The sequence below is a fragment of the Pseudomonas sp. P9_2 genome (genome assembly GCF_034008255.1).
Classification (GTDB): domain Bacteria; phylum Pseudomonadota; class Gammaproteobacteria; order Pseudomonadales; family Pseudomonadaceae; genus Aquipseudomonas; species Aquipseudomonas synxantha_A.
On the sequence record NZ_CP125376.1, the window covers coordinates 779,046 to 801,661 of the forward strand.

At 57.6% G+C, this 22,616-nt stretch carries 28 protein-coding genes and 1 tRNA gene; 20 read left to right on the forward strand and 9 right to left on the reverse strand.

Annotated features, from left to right (window positions below):
• Positions 1-15: 15 nt before the first annotated feature.
• Complete coding sequence (locus QMK52_RS03405) at positions 16-321, forward strand: YkgJ family cysteine cluster protein (protein WP_032803249.1); 306 nt, start codon at positions 16-18, stop codon at positions 319-321.
• Positions 322-453: 132 nt separating this feature from the next.
• On the opposite strand, the gene QMK52_RS03410 is transcribed toward QMK52_RS03405, so the two are convergent.
• From QMK52_RS03410 to hemA, 6 genes are all read right to left on the reverse strand, one after another.
• Positions 454-972 (reverse strand): acyloxyacyl hydrolase, encoded by a 519-nt coding sequence (locus QMK52_RS03410; RefSeq protein WP_005784623.1) that lies wholly within the window; start codon positions 970-972, stop codon positions 454-456.
• 110 nt (positions 973-1,082) lie between these two features.
• Complete coding sequence (gene murI, locus QMK52_RS03415) at positions 1,083-1,877, reverse strand: glutamate racemase (RefSeq protein ID WP_194440027.1); 795 nt, start codon at positions 1,875-1,877, stop codon at positions 1,083-1,085.
• Entirely contained in the window at positions 1,870-2,625 is a 756-nt protein-coding gene (locus QMK52_RS03420) for a molybdopterin-synthase adenylyltransferase MoeB (protein ID WP_194440026.1), read from the reverse strand. Before QMK52_RS03420 ends, murI begins: the two co-directional genes overlap by 8 nt.
• Positions 2,619-3,449, reverse strand: a complete 831-nt coding sequence (gene prmC / locus QMK52_RS03425; protein ID WP_194440025.1) for a peptide chain release factor N(5)-glutamine methyltransferase — start codon at positions 3,447-3,449, stop codon at positions 2,619-2,621. Before prmC ends, QMK52_RS03420 begins: the two co-directional genes overlap by 7 nt.
• Positions 3,450-4,532, reverse strand: coding sequence for a peptide chain release factor 1 (gene prfA / locus QMK52_RS03430; RefSeq protein ID WP_032878002.1), 1,083 nt, complete (start codon positions 4,530-4,532; stop codon positions 3,450-3,452).
• Positions 4,529-5,818, reverse strand: a complete 1,290-nt coding sequence (gene hemA, locus QMK52_RS03435) for a glutamyl-tRNA reductase (protein WP_005784616.1) — start codon at positions 5,816-5,818, stop codon at positions 4,529-4,531. The genes prfA and hemA overlap by 4 nt, the downstream gene beginning before the upstream one ends.
• A gap of 182 nt (positions 5,819-6,000) precedes the next feature.
• On the opposite strand from hemA, the gene QMK52_RS03440 reads away from it, so the two are divergent.
• From QMK52_RS03440 to QMK52_RS03530, 19 genes are all read left to right on the forward strand, one after another.
• Positions 6,001-7,725 carry a tetratricopeptide repeat protein gene (locus QMK52_RS03440; protein ID WP_005784615.1) on the forward strand — a complete coding sequence of 575 codons (1,725 nt, stop codon included), beginning with the start codon at positions 6,001-6,003 and terminating at the stop codon, positions 7,723-7,725.
• Between the two features lie 4 nt (positions 7,726-7,729).
• Complete coding sequence (lolB, locus tag QMK52_RS03445) at positions 7,730-8,347, forward strand: lipoprotein insertase outer membrane protein LolB (protein ID WP_005784614.1); 618 nt, start codon at positions 7,730-7,732, stop codon at positions 8,345-8,347.
• 1 nt (position 8,348) lies between these two features.
• A complete protein-coding gene (gene ispE, locus QMK52_RS03450) occupies positions 8,349-9,197 on the forward strand; it encodes a 4-(cytidine 5'-diphospho)-2-C-methyl-D-erythritol kinase (RefSeq protein ID WP_005784613.1) in 849 nt (282 codons plus the stop codon).
• Between the two features lie 36 nt (positions 9,198-9,233).
• Positions 9,234-9,308, forward strand: a tRNA-Gln gene (locus tag QMK52_RS03455).
• Between the two features lie 46 nt (positions 9,309-9,354).
• Positions 9,355-10,296 carry a ribose-phosphate pyrophosphokinase gene (locus tag QMK52_RS03460; RefSeq protein ID WP_003208392.1) on the forward strand — a complete coding sequence of 314 codons (942 nt, stop codon included), beginning with the start codon at positions 9,355-9,357 and terminating at the stop codon, positions 10,294-10,296.
• 138 nt (positions 10,297-10,434) lie between these two features.
• Entirely contained in the window at positions 10,435-11,040 is a 606-nt protein-coding gene (locus QMK52_RS03465) for a 50S ribosomal protein L25/general stress protein Ctc (RefSeq protein ID WP_005784612.1), read from the forward strand.
• A 167-nt stretch (positions 11,041-11,207) separates the two neighbouring features.
• Positions 11,208-11,792, forward strand: a complete 585-nt coding sequence (gene pth, locus QMK52_RS03470; protein ID WP_005784610.1) for an aminoacyl-tRNA hydrolase — start codon at positions 11,208-11,210, stop codon at positions 11,790-11,792.
• Between the two features lie 22 nt (positions 11,793-11,814).
• Entirely contained in the window at positions 11,815-12,915 is a 1,101-nt protein-coding gene (gene ychF, locus QMK52_RS03475; protein WP_005784608.1) for a redox-regulated ATPase YchF, read from the forward strand.
• A gap of 321 nt (positions 12,916-13,236) precedes the next feature.
• On the forward strand, positions 13,237-14,160 hold the full coding sequence (locus QMK52_RS03480) for a sigma-54-dependent Fis family transcriptional regulator (RefSeq protein WP_005784606.1): 924 nt from the start codon (positions 13,237-13,239) through the stop codon (positions 14,158-14,160).
• A 241-nt stretch (positions 14,161-14,401) separates the two neighbouring features.
• Positions 14,402-14,599 carry a hypothetical protein gene (locus QMK52_RS03485; protein WP_005784604.1) on the forward strand — a complete coding sequence of 66 codons (198 nt, stop codon included), beginning with the start codon at positions 14,402-14,404 and terminating at the stop codon, positions 14,597-14,599.
• 118 nt (positions 14,600-14,717) lie between these two features.
• Complete coding sequence (locus tag QMK52_RS03490; protein ID WP_032803245.1) at positions 14,718-15,089, forward strand: hypothetical protein; 372 nt, start codon at positions 14,718-14,720, stop codon at positions 15,087-15,089.
• A 2-nt stretch (positions 15,090-15,091) separates the two neighbouring features.
• Positions 15,092-15,892: a type III secretion system inner membrane ring lipoprotein SctJ gene (gene sctJ, locus QMK52_RS03495; RefSeq protein ID WP_005784601.1), complete on the forward strand. Its 801-nt coding sequence runs from the start codon at positions 15,092-15,094 to the stop codon at positions 15,890-15,892.
• A 13-nt stretch (positions 15,893-15,905) separates the two neighbouring features.
• The gene (locus QMK52_RS03500) at positions 15,906-16,487 is read left to right on the forward strand and encodes a type III secretion protein (RefSeq protein ID WP_232289404.1); all 582 of its coding nucleotides are present in this window, start codon (positions 15,906-15,908) and stop codon (positions 16,485-16,487) included.
• Positions 16,465-17,058 (forward strand): type III secretion system stator protein SctL, encoded by a 594-nt coding sequence (gene sctL / locus QMK52_RS03505; RefSeq protein ID WP_194440023.1) that lies wholly within the window; start codon positions 16,465-16,467, stop codon positions 17,056-17,058. Before QMK52_RS03500 ends, sctL begins: the two co-directional genes overlap by 23 nt.
• 88 nt (positions 17,059-17,146) lie before the next feature.
• On the forward strand, positions 17,147-17,362 hold the full coding sequence (locus tag QMK52_RS03510; protein WP_005784596.1) for a hypothetical protein: 216 nt from the start codon (positions 17,147-17,149) through the stop codon (positions 17,360-17,362).
• The gene (locus QMK52_RS03515; protein WP_005784594.1) at positions 17,363-17,755 is read left to right on the forward strand and encodes a hypothetical protein; all 393 of its coding nucleotides are present in this window, start codon (positions 17,363-17,365) and stop codon (positions 17,753-17,755) included.
• Positions 17,756-17,769: 14 nt separating this feature from the next.
• Positions 17,770-19,896 carry a type III secretion system outer membrane ring subunit SctC gene (sctC, locus tag QMK52_RS03520; RefSeq protein ID WP_005784592.1) on the forward strand — a complete coding sequence of 709 codons (2,127 nt, stop codon included), beginning with the start codon at positions 17,770-17,772 and terminating at the stop codon, positions 19,894-19,896.
• Complete coding sequence (hrpT, locus tag QMK52_RS03525) at positions 19,893-20,096, forward strand: HrpT family type III secretion system protein (RefSeq protein ID WP_005784590.1); 204 nt, start codon at positions 19,893-19,895, stop codon at positions 20,094-20,096. The genes sctC and hrpT overlap by 4 nt, the downstream gene beginning before the upstream one ends.
• On the forward strand, positions 20,093-20,458 hold the full coding sequence (locus QMK52_RS03530; protein WP_005784588.1) for a hypothetical protein: 366 nt from the start codon (positions 20,093-20,095) through the stop codon (positions 20,456-20,458). Before hrpT ends, QMK52_RS03530 begins: the two co-directional genes overlap by 4 nt.
• Here the strand turns inward: QMK52_RS03530 and sctU are convergent, their stop codons facing one another.
• From sctU to sctS, 3 genes are read right to left on the reverse strand one after another with little or no spacing between them, the layout of a single operon-like run.
• Positions 20,459-21,556 carry a type III secretion system export apparatus subunit SctU gene (sctU, locus tag QMK52_RS03535; protein ID WP_194440022.1) on the reverse strand — a complete coding sequence of 366 codons (1,098 nt, stop codon included), beginning with the start codon at positions 21,554-21,556 and terminating at the stop codon, positions 20,459-20,461.
• Positions 21,553-22,341 carry a type III secretion system export apparatus subunit SctT gene (gene sctT, locus QMK52_RS03540; protein WP_005784584.1) on the reverse strand — a complete coding sequence of 263 codons (789 nt, stop codon included), beginning with the start codon at positions 22,339-22,341 and terminating at the stop codon, positions 21,553-21,555. The genes sctU and sctT overlap by 4 nt, the downstream gene beginning before the upstream one ends.
• A gap of 10 nt (positions 22,342-22,351) precedes the next feature.
• Positions 22,352-22,615 carry a type III secretion system export apparatus subunit SctS gene (gene sctS / locus QMK52_RS03545; RefSeq protein ID WP_005784582.1) on the reverse strand — a complete coding sequence of 88 codons (264 nt, stop codon included), beginning with the start codon at positions 22,613-22,615 and terminating at the stop codon, positions 22,352-22,354.
• Position 22,616 lies beyond the last annotated feature (1 nt).

The window sequence follows — 22,616 nt, forward strand, 5'->3', positions numbered from 1 at the left end:
TTACACTGCGCGGCTATGACCAACATCCCCCATATCCAAATCACTGAACCGGCCGTCACCTGCTCGACGTGCGCGGCCTGCTGCTGTCAGCTGGAAGTCATGCTGATCACCGACACCGGCGTGCCGCAGCGCTTTATCGATACCGATGAGTGGGGCGGCGAAGTGATGCTGCGCCTGGACGACGGCTGGTGCGCGGCACTGGATCGAGACACGATGATGTGCACGATCTATGCGCTTCGACCGCTGATTTGCCGGGAGTTCGAGATGGGAGCGCCGGAGTGTCTTGAAGAGCGGGAAGGCATCGCGACGGTCTACCGCTGATCCTGCGATGAGCAAAGATCTAAATGTGGGAGCAGCTCGCGAAGGCGGAGGGTCAGTCTATGCATGTGCTAGCTGATACACCGATTTCGCGAGCAAGCCCGCTCCCACAGGGGGGGCTTCGTTGTTGTTGAATTACAACGGCATGGTGTAGTGCAACGAGTAGCTCTCTACCCCGTCGTTATTGCTGCTGATGCCGGCGTTGGAATAGTGCGTGGCGCGAATGCCCACTTCATGCCCACCGGTAAACCGCAGGCCGAAACCCAGGCGGTCTTCGAACTGAAAGGCTTGGCCGATGTTGTTGTCTTCCAGCCGGGTACGGGAGAACACCGCCACGCCGATACCGGCTTCGATGTAGGGCTTGACTGACTGGCCGGCAAACTCATACACAAACACCGGCGAGAACGACAGGCTGCTGGCACCTGCACGGTCATCACCTTCCCAATACGTGTAGGCGCCGCTCCAGTAGCCGGTCAGACGGCCAACATCGCTTTGCATCCAGCTTTTATCCCAATCCGAAGTCAGGCCCAGTCGATAGGTCAACGTCGAATCACTGGTACTCCCCAACCCGAACTCCAGGCCGGCGGCCTGGGCTGAAACAGAGTGTCCCAACACAGCGGCCGCAATCGCAGCCAAACAGAACAAGCGCTTCATAAGAAACATCCTTCCGAACGAAGTTATAGAGTTTTAAACAGGCTAACTGGCTATAGAAGCTGACGTAGAGCCGGAAGTTCAGCTTTTATCAGCACCATTTCACGAAATTTTCACGAGCCAAAGCTTCGCACAACTCCGGGATGTTTCCAAAGTGTCGGTAGGATATTTCTTAGGTGAGTCAGATCGCCGCTGGTCCAGAACTGTGCAGTATCGGGATTGCCAACTGCCAGCAGGTCGCGCCCATCCAGCAAGCGCTTGAGCTGGCGCGCCACCGCGGCGCCGGTGTCGATCAGGATAATGCTGGGGGGCAGCATCTGCGCCAGGAGCGGCTTGAGGAAGGGATAGTGGGTGCAACCCAGGATGATGGTGTCGCAACCGGCGCTGAGCAGTGGCTCGATATAGCCCTGCAACAGTATGTGCAAAGCCGGGCTGTTCAGGTCACCGGCTTCAATCAGCTCCACCAGGCCCGGACAGGGTTGGGTCACCACTCGTACATCAGTGGCGAAGCGGTCGAGCAAGGCCGCGAATTTGGCGCTTTGCAGCGTGCCGGTGGTGGCGAGCACACCCACCACGCCGCTGCGGGTAGCGGCAGCAGCGGGCTTGACCGCAGGCTCCATGCCGACCAAGGGCCAATCTGGGTAGTCCTGACGCAAATCGGCAACGGCGGCGACCGTTGCGGTGTTACACGCGATCACAAATGCCTTGGCGCCGCGCTCGCGGAAAAATTCGGCGACGGTTCGAGAACGCTCAAGGATGAACGCCGGAGTCTTCTCGCCATAGGGGATATGCCCGCAGTCGGCCACGTACAGCAGCGATTCATGGGGCAATAACTGCTGGATTTCTTCCAGCACCGTCAGGCCGCCGACGCCGGAGTCGAACACACCGATGGGCGCGCCCTTAACCATGCCGGGTTCCACACACACTGCAACCCGGGTCGCGCTTGACGCGCAATTCGCGAAAACGCGTGGTCAAGGCGTCGATCAGCAACAGGCGACCCACCAGCGGCTCACCGAAACCAGCCAGCAGCTTCAAGGCTTCCAGCGCTTGCAGGCTACCGACCAGCCCCACCAACGGCCCGACCACACCGGCTTCGCTGCAGGTCAGTTCGGTGTCGCTGCCGTGCCCGTATAAACAGTGATAGCACGGGCTGTCGGCGCGACGCGGGTCGAACACCGACAATTGCCCCTCAAGGCGAATGGCCGCGCCACTGATCAATGGCTTGCCCGCCACGACGCAGGCCGCATTCACCGCTTCGCGGGTAGAGAAGTTGTCGCTGCAATCGAGCACCACATCCACTGCGCCGATTGCAGAGACCAGCGAGTCAGCATCCAGCGCCACCCGATGGGGGGTCAGGGTGATTTCAGGGTTGATCGCGCTCAGGCGACGCATGGCCGAATCGACCTTGGTCTGCCCAACGCTGTGGGTGTCATGGATGATCTGGCGTTGCAGGTTGGTCAAATCGACCGTGTCAAAATCCGCCAGGTGCAGCTCACCTACACCGGCAGCGGCGAGGTAGAGCGCAACCGGAGCGCCCAGGCCACCGAGGCCGACGATCAACGCGCGGCTCTGTTTCAGGCGCAACTGGCCGTCGATGTCGACATGCTGCAACAGAATCTGCCGGCTATAGCGCAACAGCTCCTGATCGGTCAGCACGGTCGGTGCCCCAGGGTGATGCGTTCGTGACCGCCAAGATCGATACGACTGTGTACGCCTTCAAAACCCTGGTTCAACAACAAGTCACGCACAGCCAAGGCCTGGTCGTAGCCGTGCTCAAGCAACAGCCAGCCGCCAGCATTCAGATGGGCCGGTGATTGATCGATGATCAGGCGCAAATCGTCCAGGCCATCAGGCCCGGCCACCAGGGCGCTCGCCGGCTCAAACCGTACATCCCCCGCCACCAGGTGCGGATCGTTGTCAGCAATGTAGGGCGGGTTACTGATGATCAAGTCGAAGCGATCGCCTTGCAGGGCGCTGAACCAATGGCTGTTGAGCACCGTGGCGTTATTGAGGTGCAGGCGCTGGCGGTTGCGCTCGGCCAGGGCCACCGCTTCGAGCACGCGATCAACGGCGGTGACCTGCCAGGCCGGGCGCTCGCTGGCTAACGCCAAGGCAATGGCGCCACTGCCGGTGCCCAGGTCCAGGACATTGGCCGGGGTAGCAGGCAGCAGTTCCAGAGCGGCTTCCACCAGCAATTCGGTTTCCGGACGCGGGATCAGCGTGTGCGGTGCGACCTCCAGATCCAGCTTCCAGAAGCCTTGCTGGCCGAGGATATAGGCCACCGGCTCGCCGCTGCGGCGGCGCTGCAGGTAGTCGGCAAAGGTCAGGGCGTCTTCGCTGCTGACGATCTTTTCCGGCCAGGTGTGCAGGTAGCTGCGGGACTTGCCCAGGGCGGCGGCCAGCAGCAGTTCCACATCCAGGCGCGCGGTGGGCGAATCGGGCAGGTCGGCCGCACGTAGCAGGCTGGCTATGATGGTCATTTATTCACCTATCGCGGCTAGTTGATCCGCCTGATATTCGGCGAGCAACGGCTCGATTACCGCATCCACGCCACCGGCGAGAATCTCATCCAGGGAATAAAGGGTGAGATTGACACGATGGTCGGTTACCCGGCCTTGGGCAAAGTTGTATGTTCGGATGCGCTCCGAGCGATCGCCCGAGCCCACCAGCAGCTTACGCTCGCTGGCAATCGCGTTGGCGGCGGCGCTGGTTTGCTGGTCGTTCAATTTGGCCGACAGCCAGGACATGGCCCGCGCCCGGTTCTTGTGCTGGGAACGTTCTTCCTGGCATTCCACCACGATGCCCGACGGCAAGTGGGTAATCCGAATCGCCGAGTCGGTCTTGTTGACGTGCTGGCCACCGGCGCCCGACGAGCGGTAGGTGTCGACACGCAAGTCCGCGGGGTTGATCTCGATGGCTTCCTGCTCGTCCGGCTCAGGCAACACCGCCACGGTGCACGCCGAGGTATGGATACGGCCCTGGGACTCAGTCGCAGGGACACGCTGCACACGGTGGGCGCCGGATTCGAACTTCAGCTTGCCGTAGACGTTGTCACCTTCGACCCGAGCAATGACTTCTTTATAGCCACCGTGTTCACCTTCGTTCTCGGACAGGATCTCGACCCGCCAGCCGCGTCGTTCGGCGTAGCGCGAATACATGCGGAACAGGTCGCCGGAGAAAATCGCCGCCTCGTCGCCACCGGTACCGGCGCGGATTTCGAGGAACACGTTGCGCCCGTCGTTGGGGTCCTTGGGCAGCAGCATGCGTTGCAGGTCGCCTTCCAGTTCGGCGAGTTTTTCCTTGGCCTCGCGGACTTCTTCCACGGCCATTTCACGCATGTCCGGGTCATTGTCCTTGAGCAGCGCCTGGGCGCCTTCGAGGTCAGCCTGCACTTTGGTGAGATGTTTGTAGGTGGCTACAATCGGCTCAACTTCGGCGTACTCCTTGGAATAAGCGCGAAACTTGGCCTGATCAGAAATGACCTCGCCGTCGCCGAGCAAAGCGGTCAGTTCTTCGAAACGGTCCTGGAGCACGTCCAGTTTATTGAGCAGTGACGCTTTCATTGCGGTTTTTTATCCGAAGAGCTGTCTGACGCGCCCTCACCGAGGGCAAAGAGTTCCTGAGCCATGGCCAGCGCATCGAGGCGGCCTTCGGCGGTAAGCTTTTTCAACTGAACGCTGGGTGCATGGAGCAGTTTGTTGGTCAGGCCACGGGCCAATTGCATCAGCACCTCTTCGGCGCTGCTGCCGTTGGCGAGCAGACGCTGGGCCTTGAGCAACTCTTCATCACGCAGGCGTTCGCCCTGCTGACGATACGCCTTGAGCACATCCACCGCCGCCAATTCACGCAGGCGCACCATGAAATCTTCAGCACCGGTGCTGACCATCTCCTCGGCGGCCTGGGCGGCCCCCTGGCGGCTCTTGAGGTTCTCGGCGACCACTTCATGCAAATCGTCGACGCTATAGAGGTAAACGTCGTCCAACTCGCCGACTTCGGGTTCGATATCCCGGGGAACGGCGATATCCACCATGAAGATCGGCTTGTGCTTGCGCAGTTTCAACGCGCTCTCGACCGCACCTTTGCCGAGGATCGGCAACTGACTGGCGGTGGAGCTGATAACGATATCACTGCGCACCAGTTCAGCCGGAATGTCTGACAACAGCACGGCATGAGCACCGAACTGTTCAGCGAGGATACTCGCCCGTTCGAGCGTGCGGTTGGCGACAACGATGCGCTTCACGCCTAAATCGTGCAGGTGCCGGGCTACCAGGGTAATGGTTTCACCGGCACCGATCAGCAGCGCCTGGCTGCGCTGCAAATCGCTGAAAATCTGCTTGGCCAGGCTGACAGCGGCAAAGGCCACCGACACCGGGTTTTCGCCGATAGCCGTGTCGGTACGCACCTGCTTGGCCGAATTGAAGGTGGCCTGGAACAGGCGCCCCAGCAGCGGACCGACCGTGCCGGCCTCACGCGCTACAGCATAGGCAGACTTCATCTGGCCAAGAATTTGCGGTTCGCCCAACACCAGCGAGTCGAGACCGGCCGCCACACGCATCATGTGACGAACTGCCGCATCCTCTTCATGCACATAGGCACTGGCGCGCAGGTCATCGAGGCTCAAATGGTGATAATCGGCCAGCCAGCGCAGTACCACATCCGCGCAAAGATGTTCCTGCTCTATATAGAGCTCGCTGCGATTGCAGGTCGAAAGGATCGCAGCTTCGCGGCTGTCGGTGAGCCGGCAGAGCTGCTGCAAGGCCTCAACCAACTGCTCTGGCGTAAACGCCACGCGCTCGCGCACGTCTACGGAGGCAGTCTTGTGGTTAATACCGAGTGCGAGGAAGGCCATTCAATATCGCTGATGATGTCGGGAAGCCGACAATTGTCCTACTTCGAAAGATCCAGAACAACCACCGTCGTCTATTGTCCTAATGCGTTATGCCTATAAAGGCCTCCACTGAGACTCGGTTATGTTTGGCCGAAGGCTTGTGTCATGATGATCCGACCGCAGGTTAGTCGTCCTCTTCCTATATGAATAGATCTTCCGCGTTGCTCCTTGCTTTTGTCTTTCTCAGCGGCTGCCAGGCCATGGCACCCGTGTCGCCGGAGGCTACGCCGCCGGTAGAAGACACCTCCCCCGCCCCTGAAAAGCCCAAGGTTTATTCCTCGTTCAGTGAAGAAACGATCTACAGCCTGCTGACCGCGGAACTGGCCGGCCAGCGTAATCGTTTCGATATTGCGCTGGATAATTACGTGACCCAGGCCATCAACACCCAGGATCCGGGCATTTCCGAGCGTGCGTTTCGCATCGCCGAATACCTGGGCGCCGACCAGGCTGCGCTGGATACGTCGCTGATCTGGGCAAAAAATGCCCCCGACGATCTGGAAGCCCAGCGCGCCGCCGCCGTGCAACTGGCGCGCGCGGGCCGCTATGACGACTCTATGGTCTATATGGAGAAAGTCCTGCAGGGCAAGGGCGACACGCATTTCGATTTCCTGGCGCTGTCGGCCGCCGACACCGATCAGGACACCCGCAATGGCCTGATGAAGAGCTTCGACCGCCTGCTGCAAAAGCATCCGAAGAACAGCCAGCTGATTTTCGGCAAAGCCTTGCTGTTGCAACAGGATGACGAAGCCGACGCCGCACTCAAATTGCTTGAGCAAAACCCGCCGGAAGACGGCGAGATCGCGCCAATTCTGCTGCGAGCACGCCTGCTGCAGAACCTCAACCGCGGCAAGGAAGCGATTCCTCTGCTGGAAAAAAGCATCAAGAAATACCCGGACGACAAGCGCCTGCGCCTGACTTATGCGCGAATGCTGGTTGAGCAGGACCGCATGGAAGACGCCAAAGTGCAGTTCGCCAACCTGGTCCAGCAATACCCCGACGACGACGAACTGCGCTATTCGCTGGCCCTGGTGTGCCTGGAAGCCAAAGCCTGGGATGAGGCCAAGGGCTACCTGGAACAGTTGATTGAACGTGACAGCCATGTCGACTCGGCGCACCTGAACCTGGGCCGCATTGCTGAAGAACGCAACGACCCGCAGGCCGCCCTGCTCGAGTACGCCCAGGTCGGCCCCGGCAATGACTACCTGCCCGCCCAGTTGCGCCAGGCCGACATCCTGATGAGCAATGGCCGTACCGACGAAGCGGAAAAACGCCTGGCCGCGGCCCGCGATGCCGAGCCGGACTACGCCATCCAGCTGTACTTGATCCAGGCCGAGACCTTATCGGCCAACAAGCAGGGCGAACGCGCCTGGAAGCTGCTGCAACAGGCGTTGTTGCAATATCCCGACGATTTGAACCTGCTGTACACCCGCGCCATGCAGGCTGAAAAGCGCAATGACCTGGCCCAACTGGAAAAGGACCTGCGCCTGATCATCAAGCGCGACCCGGATAACGCCATGGCACTCAACGCCCTGGGTTACACCTTGTCCGACCGCACCACGCGTTACGCCGAAGCCAAGGTACTGATCGAACAGGCCCATGCGCTCAACCCTGAAGACCCGGCCGTACTCGACAGCCTGGGCTGGGTGAATTACCGCCTGGGCAACCTCGACGAGGCCGAGCGCTTGCTGCGCCAGGCACTGGAGCGCTTTCCCGATCAAGAAGTTGCCGCACACCTGGGCGAAGTGCTCTGGGCCAAGGGCGAGCAACGCGAAGCACGACAAATCTGGGAAAAATTCCTCAAGGAACAACCCGAAAGCCCAATCCTGCGCGGCACCATCAAGCGCCTGACCGGATCCGAGACCCTTTAAGCTTATGTTCTTTCGCCACATTATCGTCTTCAGTTTTATCGCCCTGCTCGCCGGTTGCGCGGGCGTAGGCACCCGTGAATCCGTTGAAGGCCAGGGCAACCCGGCGCAATGGCAACAACACAAGGATCAGCTCAGCAGCATCGACGGCTGGCAGATCGAGGGCAAGGTCGGGGTTCGCGCGCCGAAAGATTCCGGCAGCGGCACCCTGTTCTGGCTGCAACGCCAGGATTATTACGACATTCGCCTCTCGGGCCCGCTGGGCCGGGGGGCGGCTCGCCTGACGGGCCGGCCGGGGCAAGTGAGCCTGGAAGTGGCCAACCAGGGCCGCTATGAAGCGACCTCCCCGGAGGAACTGCTGGAGCAGCAGATCGGCTGGAAGCTGCCTGTCTCGCATTTGGTCTGGTGGGTGCGCGGTCTTCCAGCGCCCGAGAGCAAAAGTCGCCTGAGCCTCAATGGCGACAGTCGCCTTGCCTCCCTGGAGCAGGACGGCTGGCAGGTGGAGTACCTGAGCTACGTGCAACAGAACGGCTATTGGCTGCCCGAGCGCATCAAGCTGCACGGCACCGACCTTGATGTCACGTTGGTGATCAAGGACTGGCAACCGCGCAAGTTGGGGCAATAACGTGACAGAACGCCTGACCCTGCCCTCGCCTGCGAAACTCAATCTGATGCTGCATATTCTTGGTCGCCGTGAAGATGGCTATCACGAGCTGCAGACCCTCTTTCAGTTCCTCGACTATGGCGATGAGCTGACCTTCGCCGTACGCGACGATGGCGTGATCCAGCTGCACACCGAATTCGAAGGCGTGCCCCACGACAGCAATCTGATCGTGAAGGCGGCGAAAAAACTTCAGCAACAATCCGGCTGCCGGCTCGGGATAGATATCTGGATCGACAAAATCCTGCCCATGGGCGGTGGCATCGGGGGCGGGAGTTCGAATGCTGCAACGACGTTGCTGGGGCTGAACCACTTGTGGCAACTGGGCTGGGACCACGATCGCCTGGCTGCGCTGGGCCTGGCGCTGGGCGCGGACGTCCCGGTTTTCGTGCGTGGGCACGCCGCGTTTGCTGAGGGCGTAGGGGAGAAACTTACCCCTGTAGAGCCCGAAGAACCCTGGTATGTCGTGCTTGTGCCGCAAGTATCTGTAAGTACAGCAGAAATTTTTTCAGATCCGTTGTTGACACGTAACTCTTCTCCCATTAAAGTGCGCCCCGTTCCCAAGGGAAACAGTCGAAATGACTGCTTACCGGTTGTAGCAAGGCGTTATCCAGAGGTACGTAACGCTTTGAATTTGTTAGGTAAATTTACCGAAGCAAAATTAACCGGAACTGGAAGTTGTGTGTTTGGGGGCTTCCCAAGCAAAGCTGAAGCTGATAAAGTCTCGGCCCTTCTTACAGAGACCCTTACAGGGTTTGTAGCAAAGGGAAGCAACGTTTCGATGTTGCATCGCAAGCTGCAAAGTCTGCTCTAAAGGAATCGAGTGTTAGGCACTCGTTGCAACAGATACAGGGGCGTCGCCAAGCGGTAAGGCAGCAGGTTTTGATCCTGCCATGCGTTGGTTCGAATCCAGCCGCCCCTGCCATTTTCTAATACTCATCCAGGTTACCCTCAGCCTCTAGGTACTGCGCGTGTCCAAGATGATGGTCTTTACGGGGAATGCCAACCCCGATCTGGCTCGACGTGTCGTACGTCAGCTGCATATCCCTCTCGGTGACATCTCTGTCGGTAAGTTCTCCGACGGCGAAATTACAGCCGAGATCAATGAAAATGTCCGCGGTAAAGACGTCTTCATTATTCAGCCGACCTGCGCTCCGACCAACGATAACCTGATGGAACTCGTCGTGATGGCTGATGCCTTCCGCCGCTCCTCAGCGACTCGAATCACAGCTGTAATCCCTTACTTTGGTTATGCCCGTCAGGATCGCCGTCCGCGTTCCGCACGTGTGGCTATCAGCGCGAAAGTCGTTGCTGACATGCTGACCGTGGTAGGCATCGACCGTGTTCTCACGGTTGACCTGCACGCTGACCAAATCCAGGGGTTCTTCGATATTCCGGTAGATAACATCTACGGCTCCCCCGTTCTGGTGGATGACATCGAAGACCAGCGCTTTGAAAACCTGATGATCGTGTCCCCGGACATTGGTGGCGTCGTGCGTGCACGGGCCGTTGCCAAATCCCTGGGCGTGGACCTCGGGATCATCGATAAACGCCGTGAAAAAGCCAATCACTCTGAAGTGATGCATATCATCGGTGATGTCGAAGGGCGTACCTGTATTCTGGTTGATGACATGGTCGACACCGCCGGCACCCTGTGCCACGCGGCGAAAGCCCTGAAAGAGCACGGTGCTGCAAAAGTCTTCGCCTACTGCACACACCCTGTGCTGTCGGGCCGAGCGATCGAGAACATCGAGAACTCCATGCTGGACGAACTGGTGGTGACTAACACCATCCCGTTGTCCGCTGCTGCTCAAGCCTGTTCGCGTATCCGTCAACTGGATATCGCACCGGTAGTTGCCGAAGCGGTTCGCCGCATCAGCAATGAAGAATCGATCAGCGCGATGTTCCGTTAAGGGTCAAACCTTCGGAGCACCTCACTGACGAAAAGCGCCCCGCCCCAACATACTGTTGGGGCGGGGCTTTTTTGCCCATATCGCCTTTAGCGCTGGTCGCAAACGCTGGGGCGAATGTGGTTATTTTGGAGATACAACATGAACGATTTTACTCTGAATGCTGAAGTGCGTTCCGACCTGGGGAAAGGTGCGAGCCGCCGCCTGCGTCGTCTCGCAAGCCTGGTTCCAGCTGTAGTTTACGGTGGCGACAAAGCCCCTGAATCCATCAGCATGCTGGCCAAAGAAGTTGCCAAACTGCTCGAAAACGACGCTGCCTACAGCCACGTTATCGAACTGAACGTTGGCGGCAAAAAGCAGAACGTTATCATCAAGGCCCTGCAGCGCCACCCTTCCAAGGGCCACGTACTGCACGCTGACTTCGTACGCGTTGTAGCCGGTCAGAAACTGACCGCTATCGTACCTGTGCACTTTGTTGGCGAAGAAGCTCCAGTCAAGAAAGGTGGCGTTGTTTCTCACACCACTACCGAGCTGGAAGTAAGCTGCCTGCCGAAAGACCTGCCTGAGTTCATCGAAGTCGACCTGTCGGCTGCTGAAATCGGCACCATCATCCACCTGTCCGACCTCAAGGCCCCTAAAGGCGTTGAGTTCGTTGCACTGGCTCACAACGACGACAAGGCTGTTGCCAACGTCCACGCGCCACGTGTTGTAGCAGAAGATGAAGCCGGCGAAACCGCTGCCGAGTAATACACTCTGCAACGAAGGAGCTTGAGGGAACATCGCGGACCGAAACGTAGCGAGAAAGCGGGCAACAACGCGAAGTTTATCTCTGGATAAGTGAGCTCCTGTCGTCCACTTTCGCCGCACGCTGGTGTAGCGATGTTATCCACAACTCCAAAGGAAGGGCCCCTGTCGTGACTGCCATTAAACTGATCGTTGGCCTGGGAAATCCAGGCGCCGAATACGAACAGACCCGGCATAACGCGGGGGCCCTTTTTGTTGAGCGCATCGCCCACGCCCAAGGCATCAACCTTGTGGCCGATCGCAAATATTTCGGCCTGACCGGGCGCTTTTCGCACCAGGGTCAGGATATTCGTCTACTGATTCCCACCACCTACATGAACCGCAGCGGCCAGGCTGTCGCGGCGCTCGCGGGCTTCTTCCGGATCAAACCCGAAGAAATCCTGGTGGCCCATGACGAACTGGACCTGCCACCCGGCGTTGCCAAGCTCAAGCAAGGCGGCGGACACGGCGGGCACAATGGCCTGCGCGACATCATCGCGCAGCTGGGCAATCAGAATACCTTTTACCGTCTGCGGCTCGGCATTGGCCACCCAGGCGTTGCCAGTATGGTTTCAAATTTCGTCCTGGGTCGTGCGCCACGCGCCGAACAGGAAAAACTCGATGCCAGCATCGATTTTGCCCTCGGCGTGCTGCCGGATATCTTCGCCGGTGAATGGAACCGCGCGATGAAAAACCTGCACAGCCAGAAGGCCTGACTTTTACCCGAGGGGAAACACCATGGGATTCAATTGCGGCATCGTCGGCCTGCCCAACGTCGGCAAATCCACCCTGTTCAACGCCCTGACCAAGTCCGGTATTGCGGCGGAGAACTTCCCCTTCTGCACCATCGAACCCAACAGCGGCATCGTGCCGATGCCGGACCCACGTCTGGAGGCACTGGCGGCGATCGTCAACCCCAAGCGCATCCTGCCGACCACCATGGAATTCGTCGACATCGCGGGTCTGGTCGCTGGCGCATCCAAAGGTGAAGGCCTGGGCAACAAGTTCTTGGCCAACATCCGTGAAACCGATGCCATTGCCCATGTGGTCCGCTGCTTTGAAGACGAGAACGTGATCCACGTTTCCAACAGCGTCGACCCCAAGCGCGACATCGAAATCATTGACCTGGAACTGATCTTCGCCGACCTCGACAGCTGCGAAAAGCAACTGCAGAAAGTCGCGCGTAACGCCAAAGGCGGAGACAAGGACGCAGTGGTCCAGAAAGGCCTGCTGGAGCAGTTGATCGCTCACTTCACCGAAGGCAAGCCGGCACGCAGCCTGATGAAGAGCATGGGCACCGATGAGAAGGCTGTGATCAAGGGCTTCCACCTGCTGACCACCAAGCCTGTGATGTACATCGCCAACGTCGCCGAAGACGGCTTCGAGAACAACCCGCTGCTCGACGTGGTCAAGGCCATTGCCGAGGAAGAAGGCGCCATTGTTGTTCCGGTATGCAACAAGATCGAAGCTGAAATCGCCGAGCTCGATGACGGCGAAGAAAAAGATATGTTTCTTGAGGCCCTGGGCCTTGAAGAGCCTGGCCTGAACCGTGTGATCCGCGCCGGCTACGAGATGCTCAACCTGCAGACCTACTTCACCGCCGGTGTCGAAGAAGTTCGCGCCTGGACCGTCAAGGTTGGCGCTACCGCGCCACAAGCTGCCGGCGTGATCCACACCGACTTCGAAAAGGGCTTCATCCGCGCCGAAGTGATCGCCTACAACGACTTCATTCAGTACAAGGGTGAAGCCGGTACCAAGGAAGCCGGTAAATGGCGCCTGGAAGGCAAGGAATACGTCGTCAAGGATGGCGATGTAATGCACTTCCGTTTTAACGTGTAAGTACCATCCGCGGTATTGACTGCGGGACCAGAAAAAGCCGATGCATTGCATCGGCTTTTTTGTGGGCGAGCGCTTATGATAAAAGACTTATATCCAAAAAAAACAGACTCTCAGAATATTCCTACTTACCAATCGACCGATTAACTCCGCACTTATTCCTGCAACCAACAAACGTTAACTTACCATCATTTTCCTACATCACTCCTCCGCTTAAACCTCTCTACACCGAGTGACAACTTTTATAATCTACGTTCTACTGAAATGGCGCTTGCACACCGTATTTGCAACAGTGAAGTAATAGCGAACAGGGAGTATCAATTCATGTCGACCTACGTCCAGAAGGATAATAAAACAGACGTTTCACTCATCGAAGGTCCGGAAATTGAAACCACGCTTAACAACACTGCCGCGCTCAACGTTGACATTCTGTTGCTGGGAGAAACCGGCACCGGAAAAGACACTCTTGCACAGCGGATTCATCGTTTATCGGGGCGACGCGGTAATTTTGTTGCCGTGAACTGTGCGGCCATTCCAGAAAGCCTCGCGGAAAGCCAGTTGTTCGGTGTCAACAGCGGGGCTTATACCGGGGCAATACAATCAAGGGCTGGATTCGTCGAAGCTGCCCACTTGGGTACCTTGTACCTGGATGAGATCGACAGCATGCCCCTGAACCTGCAAGCCAAGCTCCTGCGCGTGCTGGAGTGCCGTGGGGTGGAACGCCTGGGCTCGACTCGGTTGATCTCCGTGGACATGCGCGTCATCGCATCAGCCCAGCAGTCGCTACAAATCATGGTCGAACAAGGCGCCTTCAGGCGTGACCTCTACTTTCGTTTGAATGTGGTCAACATCGAGCTCCCCGCCCTGCGAGATCGGCGCGAACGCATCATTCCGTTGTTTCTGGAAATGGTTCAGGAAGAAGCGGAGCAGTTCAAATGCAGTGCCCCATCGGCTCCTGACAGCCTGCTGCATCAACTGCTCTGTCACTCCTGGCTGGGTAATGTGCGCGAACTACGTTCGACGGCGAAACGGTTCGTCTTGGGCCTCCCGCCGCTCTCAACTCCCGTATGCAGACAGCAACCGCCGCAGACGGACCTGAAGACACGCCTTCAACAGATTGAAAAAGCATTGATCGAAGAATCCATGTACCGCCACCACCACTGTGTAGATACCGTAGCAATTGAGTTGGGGGTCGCTAAGCGCACGCTGTATTACAGGATGAAACAATTGAATATATCACTGGCATAAGCTCAATTGTTGCTCTTACAGCTAACAAGCAGGCCATAAAAATCCTGTATTGCCAGAGATCCAATCAAACAACCGTCCGAGAAAACATTTAGTAACATCGCCACATGGAAACATCTGGAACGCATTACTTATACGGGCCACACAGTCGTTGCCAGGAGCAAATCTCTGTAACACGTAGACGTTGCCGTGATTTGACCGATGGAAAGATAAAGACCCAAAAAAACCATAGTAGGATTTTTATATGAATATTGGTGCAGGAATTGGTTCGAGCTCTGTAACGCAGACATCTTCAGGGAATATGCTTGGAGCTGGAGGCGCGACCGAGGGCTCAGCCGAAGCTATCTTCGAGAAAATGAAGGCTGATGCAATAAAAAATGGCTGGAAGAGTGCTGAAGTAAAAAATATTCAAGCATTGATCCGGTCGGGCTCAGGTCAATAATTACGAGGTGATCGATTACCTTTCAGGCTTTCCAGCCCGAAAGGTAATCATCCAACCAGCCCGACAGAGCATTTTAGTGCTCTAGAGCCGCTGTCCACCCTGAATGAGTAGACACTCCATGCAAATAGTAAACGACCGCTTTTCACAGAAAAGCAGCAATACCGAACACGACCGTACGCCACCGGAACAATCGGCAGGCGGTACGGACGTCAGTTTTTTCACGTCACTGTTCGAAGGCTCCCATCCCATAAGCACAATTTCCGCCAAGCCTGAAGTCTCACTCCTTTTGACAGAGGCATCAAAGCACCTCAGCAACTCAAGAGATGGCTTCGCAAAAATAATCCGCTCCACCAAAAAAGGAATCGATGTTGAGGCCATCGGAAATTACCCACGCGAGTTACATAACGCACAACTGACAACACAGCTGATGGTGAAATGTCTTGCCAAGACAACGCAGTGCATTGACAAGATCAGCAACATGCAGTCTTGAGCATGAATAACTCTCTGCTTGTCGCTTTAGTTTTGAGTATGACTTTTATATTGAGCGGATGTGGTGACCGGGTAGAACTGCATCGCCAACTGTCCGAACAAGAAGCCAATGAGGTTGTAGCCGAATTGGCTGATAAACATATTCGCGCGCAAAAGGTACCGGCCAAAGACGGGGTCGTCGTAACGGTTAATACAAGCGACATCGGGCGCGCCGTACGTACCTTGGAAGCCGCCGGCCTTCCCCGGCTCGCCCGGACCACTATGGGGGATACCTTTCGCAAGGAAGGGGTAATTTCCACCCCCCTGGAAGAGCGTGCCCGCTACATCTATGCCTTGTCTCAAGAGCTTGAAACCACGTTATCCAAGATCGACGGCGTCATCGTCGCACGTGTGCATGTGGTATTGCCTGAACGCATAGCGCCGGGAGAACCGGTCCAGCCCGCATCCGCTTCCGTATTCATCAAGCATGATCCACGCCTGGACCCCGACAACATCCGCGCCCGGGTCCGCAGAATGGTGGCGAGCAGTATCCCGGGGATGACCACCGCAGTGGATAACCCGCAAAAACTCACCGTGGTGTTTGTACCAGCCTCCACTTATCAGGAACAACAACGCCTGGTGTATTTCGGCCCCTTCCTGGTGCCCGGCGACGATCTCGGATTCTGGCGAGCCAGCATCATGATCTTGCTGCTCGGTCTGGCTTCGGCCGTGGCAGCCATGATCTTCCTGCAAGCGCGGCGCAAACGTCCTCATCTGGAGCCAGCGCTTACAGGAAACTCAACGGGGCCAACGCATGGCACCTAGACCCGATCATCTGATGCGTGAGCAACTGGCCTGGGCTCAATGGTGGGCTTTTCCCTGGAAGCAGGCCCACGAAGACTGGAAAGGCGACAAGTATCGTGCGATTGAAAGGCTTTTTTATCGCGGTCGGTCAGCGCCAGAGGACCTTACGGGTTTTGTCGCCTGCTTGCCGGCTGCACCACATGCCACTGTGCTTCGGTTGGCCCTGGCCTCCACGGACCAACTCAACCTGGCGCTCGCATTGGCTAACCACACGTTCAATCCCCAGGCAGCATCACCCTTGAGTGAAGATCATCATGAGTGGTGCATGCGCCTCTCCATGGCGCTGCACCCTTCCATGCTGCCCCCACATTCCGATCCGCTGCGACTACTTCATAGCTGGGTTGAGCCCGCTACCTGGCAGCGCCTTCGATTGCGTTTCCCACGTACACGTGTGAGCGAGGCTGAAACAGCAGACGCCCCACTCGAAAGTGCGAGCAGCCGATTGAACACCCTCTGGCAGGCCGTCGTCTGGCGCGTCGCAAGCATGGCGAGCGACAACATGCCCCTGTCTCGCAAGGATGAGGAAAGCAGCGATGTTATGCCGACATACTATTGAGTTACGCAAGGACGCATCCGGCACGCGCGCCAACCTTATCCCGCGCGAAGAGCTAGCCAATTGGGAACAGGCCAACCATCTCTTGAGCCACGCCAATGCCCAGGCCGACGAATTGATACGTATGGCCGAAAAAAAATGCGAGGCCATGCTTGAACAAGCCTCACTGGAAATCTGGCAACGCGCCGACGCTCAGCTCAAGCAATGGGAACGCGACCGTCAATCGATGTGCGACAACCTTGAACACTACGCGACCGCCATCACCAACCAGGCCATTCGCTGCCTGCTCGACGAAACAACTGCCCCGCAACGGCTCGCAGCGCTGTTGAAACAATTGCTGGATAGCCAAGTTCAGGAAGTCAGTGCGACGTTGCTCTGTCATCCCCATGATCTTGAGGAGATAAGACAGGGCCTTGCCCGTCACAAGAGCAGATTCTGGAAGTTAAACGCCGACGACACGGTTCATCCTCAAACACTCGTATTGAAAACAGATGAGGGGGACTTCCGTATCAGCTGGAATGCCATGCTCGACACTTTTTTCAACCAGGGCAAAGAGTACTCGATCGAGATCTAATCCTACGAGCACAGAGACTTTATTTATATTCACCCCTTAGAACTGACTGTTTAAATTCGCCCTTCAATATAGCTATCAGAGAGAAACCATGGATTTTTTCAAAGAGCTGACTCACTCGATTGCCAGAAATAAAACATCTACATACAAGGAGTTCAAGTCCGGTTTTGAAGAAAGCCTGATGGCCGAAGACAGCGAGTTGTTTCACAACTTAGTAACGCGCAGGGAGGTTACCTTTGCGCTTTATAGTGAGCACGGTAAAACGGTCAATCAGATGCTCAAAACAACCATTGAAAGTTTTCAGTAAATGAAAGCGCTCGTGGGCGACTGGTTGAGCGGCAGGGAGGAAAAAATCGCCCTATTTGAAGGTGACGACGAAGTCACCTTGCGACGTCAGGGCGACGCCGTTTTATTGGGTGTTCAACTGACCTCAGCGGTGACAGATAACTCAGCCTTGCAAGACTGGCTGCGCCTGGGTGCGGCCAGCTTGAACCATTTCCAGGGTGCCTTGGCTCAAAAAGCTGACACAGGTGCGCTATGGCTGATTCAACGTCTGCGCACCGACCGTGGTGAAACCCACGTACTGGATTGCCTCGAGACCCTGCTGAACCAACGCGACACGTGGCGCGCCATCGTTGCGCGTCTTGTTCGTCCAGCCCAAAACCTCAAACCCACCCCGCTACGTTCACGCTCGTACTAATCAGAGAACTGTCTATGCCTAACAAGACCCATAAGGGCGGCCGCTTGTGCCTTGACTCGCCTGATGCTTCATTCAAAAGAGCCCATTGGCGGAATGTATTCCTGTTTTCCTGGCTGCTGGTTTCAACCCAAAGCGCGTTAGCGGCGATCCCCGCCGAATGGAAGAACACCGCCTACGCTTATGAAGCCGAGCATAAGCCAGTTCGGGACGTGCTCGACGACTTCGCCCAAACCTTCGGTACGCAACTGCAAATCGAGGGCCTGCTGGAGGGCACCGTCAACGGCAAGATACGCGCCAATACCCCACAATCCTTGCTCGACCGGCTGGGAGTAGAACATCGCTTCCAATGGTACCTGTACAACAACACACTCTACATCAGCACCCTGGACCAGCAGGAGTCCGCGCGCCTGGAGGTTTCCTCTGAGACCATTGCCGACCTCAAGCAGGCGCTCACTGATATTGGCCTGCTCGATAGTCGCTTCGGCTGGGGTGAGTTGCCCGAGGATGGCGTCGTGCTGGTCTCCGGACCTCGGCGCTATATCGAACAAATCAAGCAGTTCAGCAGCCAACGCCGCACCGTGGATGAAAAACAGACGGTGCTGAGCTTCCCGCTGAAGTTCGCCAACGCCGCTGATCGTCAAGTGGATTACCGCGGCCAGAAGCTGACCATTGCCGGTGTTTCCAGCATTGTGCAAGGGCTGCTGGAGCCCCGTTCAAATCCGATCTCCTCGGTGCTGAGCCAGCGCCCTTCCTCACAGCCCGCGCCTATTGCGCCGAATGTTGCCCGCTTGAGCAACCCCATGCTGGGGCAGATACTCGGTACAAACAGCAACACCATGCCATTGGATATTGGCGCCACACTCCCCCCGCGTGCACCGATACCCAGCAGCCGGATTCGCGTCGAAGCCGACATTCGCAATAACGCAGTCCTGATCTATGACCTGCCAGAGCGCCAGGCCATGTACCGCGAGTTGATCGCTCAACTCGATGTGGCGCGCAAACTGGTGGAGATCGACACGATCATTCTGGATATCGAGCGTACGCAGTTGGATGAGTTCGGCGTGAACTGGGGGTTTCAGAACAGCCGGTTCCGTGCAGGTTCGTCATCCCAACAGTTGTCGCTTGAGAATCGCGAACGTTTCTATGCCGACATACGCGCCCTGGAAGCCAAGGGGCTGGCGACTATGGTTTCCAACCCGTCCGTGCTCACCCTGGAAAACCAGCCGGCGGTGATCGACTTCAACCGCACTCAATACCTGACGCCCGGACGTGAAAACGCCACCATCTTGCCAGTCACTGTCGGTACCAGCGTCCAGGTCGTGCCCCGCGTCATCACCAGCAGGGGAAGCCATCAGATACATCTGGTCGTGGATATCGAGGACGGCACGTTCGACGAATCCAACCCCAACCGTAGCCTCAGGGACCTTGATGTTCGCCGCGGTAACGTCAGCACCCAGGCCGTCATGGCGGAAAAGCGCTCTATGGTTGTAGGTGGCTTTCACGTCACGGAAAGCACCGACAGGCAAAACAAGGTGCCGCTGCTGGGCGATATCCCGCTGCTGGGCAAAGCGCTGTTCTCTTCCAGCGAAAGGCAGAACAATCGGCGTGAACGCCTGTTTATCATCACGCCGCGCGTCATCGGCGACCAGGCCGATCCGTCTCGCTATTTGCCCCAGGCAGATCAGGCCCAACTGCAGGCGGCGCTGACACCGCTGGCCAGGCGTAACGCCCCTCACCAGCCGGTGATCAAGCGTAGCGACGTGATCAGCACCCTGGCGCACCTGGCGACTGGGCAAGTGCCCAAGGCCTTCAAGTTGGCGCCAATGCCCCTGGGGTTGAACACGCTGTGCAGTACCCGCGACCTGCTCGCACTGAGTACCGAGCGCAGCCAATGGTATGCAGGCCCTGAGTACAACGTTGCAGTCGTAGTACTACGCAACCAGTTCAACCGCAATGTGCGCATCGATGAAAAAGAATGCAGCAACTCGCAAACGCTTGCCGTCACCGTGTGGCCACACGCCTGGTTGAAACCGGGAGAGGAAGCCGAGGTATTTATTGCCATGCGTCCGGTGGTGAAGGATGAACATCTCAGCGTACCGCGCCCCACCTTGATTACGCCCTCTCAAAAGGTCCGCCCATGAAACATCAATTGTTGTGCGTCACTCTGATCGGTGCGGCGCTGCTTGTCAGCGCATGCACCCCCACGTGCCAAGGCGACTCCTGCTCACGCCCGCAATCGACCGCACAAAAGATGGTGATCTGGTGGCCATCTCACATGCGCGTCGAGCCCGGCCCTTCCGGGGAGCGAGCGGATTACCAGACGATATCGCTGGAACGATGAGCATCAAGGAAATACCCGACGAACCACGCCAGGTATTTCTGGAGAACCTGGTGAGCGGCGCTGCCACTCACCAGGTTCTCACTTGCGGCATCGAGGTGCGCGCGCTCAACGCGGGTAATCGCCCTGGGCTGGCCTTGCATGTCGCTCGCGAAGCGTTGCAGGCCGGGCAATTACAACGCGTATTGCAGCGCCGCTTTGAGCAGCCGCACGTGTTTGATGGCTGTTTTATCTATCTCGATACCCAGGGTGCCTTGGTGATCTGGCACGCACTGCCCGCCTCTCACTGCAATCCGGGCAGGCTCCTCAGCAGGATGCTCTCACTGGCCAATCTCAGCGCACTGGACCCAGGCTCCAGTCGCTGATCAGCGCTGATCAAGCTCAGGCAGTTCCAGCGTTTCGCGCTTGGCTTCGTCATCCAGCTCGCGCAAGGTGCGGTAGATCAACGCTACGGCCTGCAAGGTCTCGCGGGGAATGCTTGCACCCAGCTGCTTGGTATGGATCGTGCGGGCCAGCCACACACATTGAATCACCGGGACCTCGGCGACCTTTGCGCGCGCGATCAGTTTTCGCGCTTCGTCGTCCGTGCCCTTGCTGATCAGCAGGGGCAAAGGTGTCTCGCCTGGGCGGTAGTACAGCGCGACTGCAAAGTGCGTAGGGTTGACCACCAACATGTCGGCTTCTTCCAGCTTGGGCAGCTTGACCTTCGGCTCCTCTTGCGCCAATTCATGCGCCAACTGGCGGCGCTGGCCTTTCACATGGGGGTCGCCCTCCATGTCCTTGTATTCTTTGACGACCTCAACCTGTGTCATGCGCATACGCTTGGCGAAGAAGTGCTTTTGCAAAGTCAGATCGATCAGCGCCAACACCAGCAACAGCCCCAGGCAGGCATGCAGCAGGTGACGGAACAACGCGATCAGCGCCAGCAGATAACTCTGCAGGTCGCTGTTGGCAAGGTTGATCAACGCCCCCAACGCGGGCCAGACCACCACGTACACAATCAGGCCCAGCAAGAACGCCTTGGCGATGCTCATCAGCAGATTCATTAACGACTGGGCAGAGAACATCTGCTTGATCTGGCTGATAGGGTTGAGGCGATTGAAATCCATCTTCAGCGTGTCCGGCGCGAACAGCAGGCCGAACTGCATCCAACTGGCAATCAGCTTCGCGGCAATCGCAAGCCCGGCCATCAACAGAGAGAACGAAAAAAACATCACCAGGCCCTCCACCAGCACTTCTTCCAGCACCCGCGCAAACGGCTGGCCCAAGCGTGAAATCGGCAACACCAGCAGTTGCTGAAAGCGCTGCAAGCTGGTTTCGGCAGTGAACAAGGCGACCTCACTGATAGCCGTCAGCGCCAGCAGCTTGCTCACATCCTGGCTTTGCGCGACCTGACCTTTCTTACGTTGGTCACGCAGTTTCTTGGCGGACGCCGGGTGCTTTTTTTCACCCGAATCACTCACGGCGCCGAGACCTTGAACAAAAGCCCCAGGTAGTGCTTAAGGTCACCCAGCTGGCTCATACGCCCGACAATAAGATCCTGTAACAGCGCGAAGTACAGCAACAAAATACCGATTCCCGCCAGGCATTTGACCGGCGGCGCCAAGGTACTCACTTGCAATTGCTGGCTGTAGACCCCCAGCAACGCGATACCGAACTCCAACAGCAACAACACGGCAATAAAGGGCGCGGCATAAAGCATCATGTGCATGAATGTGTCACTGAGCAGCCCGACAAATACGCTCATGGCATTAGCTGCTGGAAGCGGAAACCACACGGTGGGTGGCCAGATCAGGTAACTGTCCCAGATCACCTGGGTGAGTGCGCCCAACCCCAGGATGGCCATCAGCAAGTAAATCGCCAGTTGCTTGAACATGTGCCCGATCGGCGTCGCGTCCGGCCCCAGTGACGGGTTGAGTTGGCCACCGGCCAAGGCTCCACGCTGGTTGTCCAGCAGCGCTCCCACCGACTCGAACATCCAGAACGGCATCGCCAACAACACCCCCAGCAGCAACCCCAACGCTACCTCCTTGAGCATCAGCGCACCGAGCATCAATGCTGAATAGTCCTGCCCCGCCAAAGCAGCATGAATACCCGGAGCGGGCAACAACGCCATGACCATCACGATGGTGTGCCGGGGCAGGCCGCGCACATGTTGAAAACAAAACGCCGCCACCAGGATGCCACAGGGGTAGATACGCGCCATGCCGATCAACAGGCTGGGGAGATACTCAAGATAAAGCAGCACAGGCAACGCCTTAGTTCAGGGCCGAACGGCCGATCATTTCAAACGTCAGGTTGATCAGCTGGATCAACTCCACGCCAATCCAGCGGCCCGTGAGGATCAGGGTGATACCCACCGCCACTAGTTTGATACCAAAGGGTAATGTCTGGTCCTGGATCTGCATCAGCGCTTGTACCAAAGAGGTCAGCACCCCCACCACCACCGCCACGATCAGCGGCGGTGCAGACAGTACAACCACCAGCAACATGCCCTGCTTGAACAGCACGATAGGTTCCATA

Excerpts from the sequence above, each read along its gene's own strand:
- QMK52_RS03485 (WP_005784604.1), top strand. The coding sequence starts at position 14,402 with ATGAATATTGGTGCAGGAATTGGTTCGAGCTCTGTAACGCAGACATCT.
- QMK52_RS03530 (WP_005784588.1), top strand. The coding sequence starts at position 20,093 with ATGAGCATCAAGGAAATACCCGACGAACCACGCCAGGTATTTCTGGAG.
- QMK52_RS03510 (WP_005784596.1), top strand. The coding sequence starts at position 17,147 with ATGGATTTTTTCAAAGAGCTGACTCACTCGATTGCCAGAAATAAAACA.
- QMK52_RS03465 (WP_005784612.1), top strand. The coding sequence starts at position 10,435 with ATGAACGATTTTACTCTGAATGCTGAAGTGCGTTCCGACCTGGGGAAA.
- sctJ (WP_005784601.1), top strand. The coding sequence starts at position 15,092 with ATGAATAACTCTCTGCTTGTCGCTTTAGTTTTGAGTATGACTTTTATA.
- sctL (WP_194440023.1), top strand. The coding sequence starts at position 16,465 with ATGTTATGCCGACATACTATTGAGTTACGCAAGGACGCATCCGGCACG.
- QMK52_RS03405 (WP_032803249.1), top strand. The coding sequence starts at position 16 with ATGACCAACATCCCCCATATCCAAATCACTGAACCGGCCGTCACCTGC.
- prfA (WP_032878002.1), bottom strand. The coding sequence starts at position 4,532 with ATGAAAGCGTCACTGCTCAATAAACTGGACGTGCTCCAGGACCGTTTC.
- hrpT (WP_005784590.1), top strand. The coding sequence starts at position 19,893 with ATGAAACATCAATTGTTGTGCGTCACTCTGATCGGTGCGGCGCTGCTT.
- sctC (WP_005784592.1), top strand. The coding sequence starts at position 17,770 with ATGCCTAACAAGACCCATAAGGGCGGCCGCTTGTGCCTTGACTCGCCT.
- ychF (WP_005784608.1), top strand. The coding sequence starts at position 11,815 with ATGGGATTCAATTGCGGCATCGTCGGCCTGCCCAACGTCGGCAAATCC.
- QMK52_RS03515 (WP_005784594.1), top strand. The coding sequence starts at position 17,363 with ATGAAAGCGCTCGTGGGCGACTGGTTGAGCGGCAGGGAGGAAAAAATC.
- murI (WP_194440027.1), bottom strand. The coding sequence starts at position 1,877 with ATGGTTAAGGGCGCGCCCATCGGTGTGTTCGACTCCGGCGTCGGCGGC.
- QMK52_RS03490 (WP_032803245.1), top strand. The coding sequence starts at position 14,718 with ATGCAAATAGTAAACGACCGCTTTTCACAGAAAAGCAGCAATACCGAA.
- QMK52_RS03480 (WP_005784606.1), top strand. The coding sequence starts at position 13,237 with ATGTCGACCTACGTCCAGAAGGATAATAAAACAGACGTTTCACTCATC.
- QMK52_RS03440 (WP_005784615.1), top strand. The coding sequence starts at position 6,001 with ATGAATAGATCTTCCGCGTTGCTCCTTGCTTTTGTCTTTCTCAGCGGC.
- prmC (WP_194440025.1), bottom strand. The coding sequence starts at position 3,449 with ATGACCATCATAGCCAGCCTGCTACGTGCGGCCGACCTGCCCGATTCG.
- hemA (WP_005784616.1), bottom strand. The coding sequence starts at position 5,818 with ATGGCCTTCCTCGCACTCGGTATTAACCACAAGACTGCCTCCGTAGAC.
- QMK52_RS03410 (WP_005784623.1), bottom strand. The coding sequence starts at position 972 with ATGAAGCGCTTGTTCTGTTTGGCTGCGATTGCGGCCGCTGTGTTGGGA.
- lolB (WP_005784614.1), top strand. The coding sequence starts at position 7,730 with ATGTTCTTTCGCCACATTATCGTCTTCAGTTTTATCGCCCTGCTCGCC.
- QMK52_RS03500 (WP_232289404.1), top strand. The coding sequence starts at position 15,906 with ATGCGTGAGCAACTGGCCTGGGCTCAATGGTGGGCTTTTCCCTGGAAG.
- sctS (WP_005784582.1), bottom strand. The coding sequence starts at position 22,615 with ATGGAACCTATCGTGCTGTTCAAGCAGGGCATGTTGCTGGTGGTTGTA.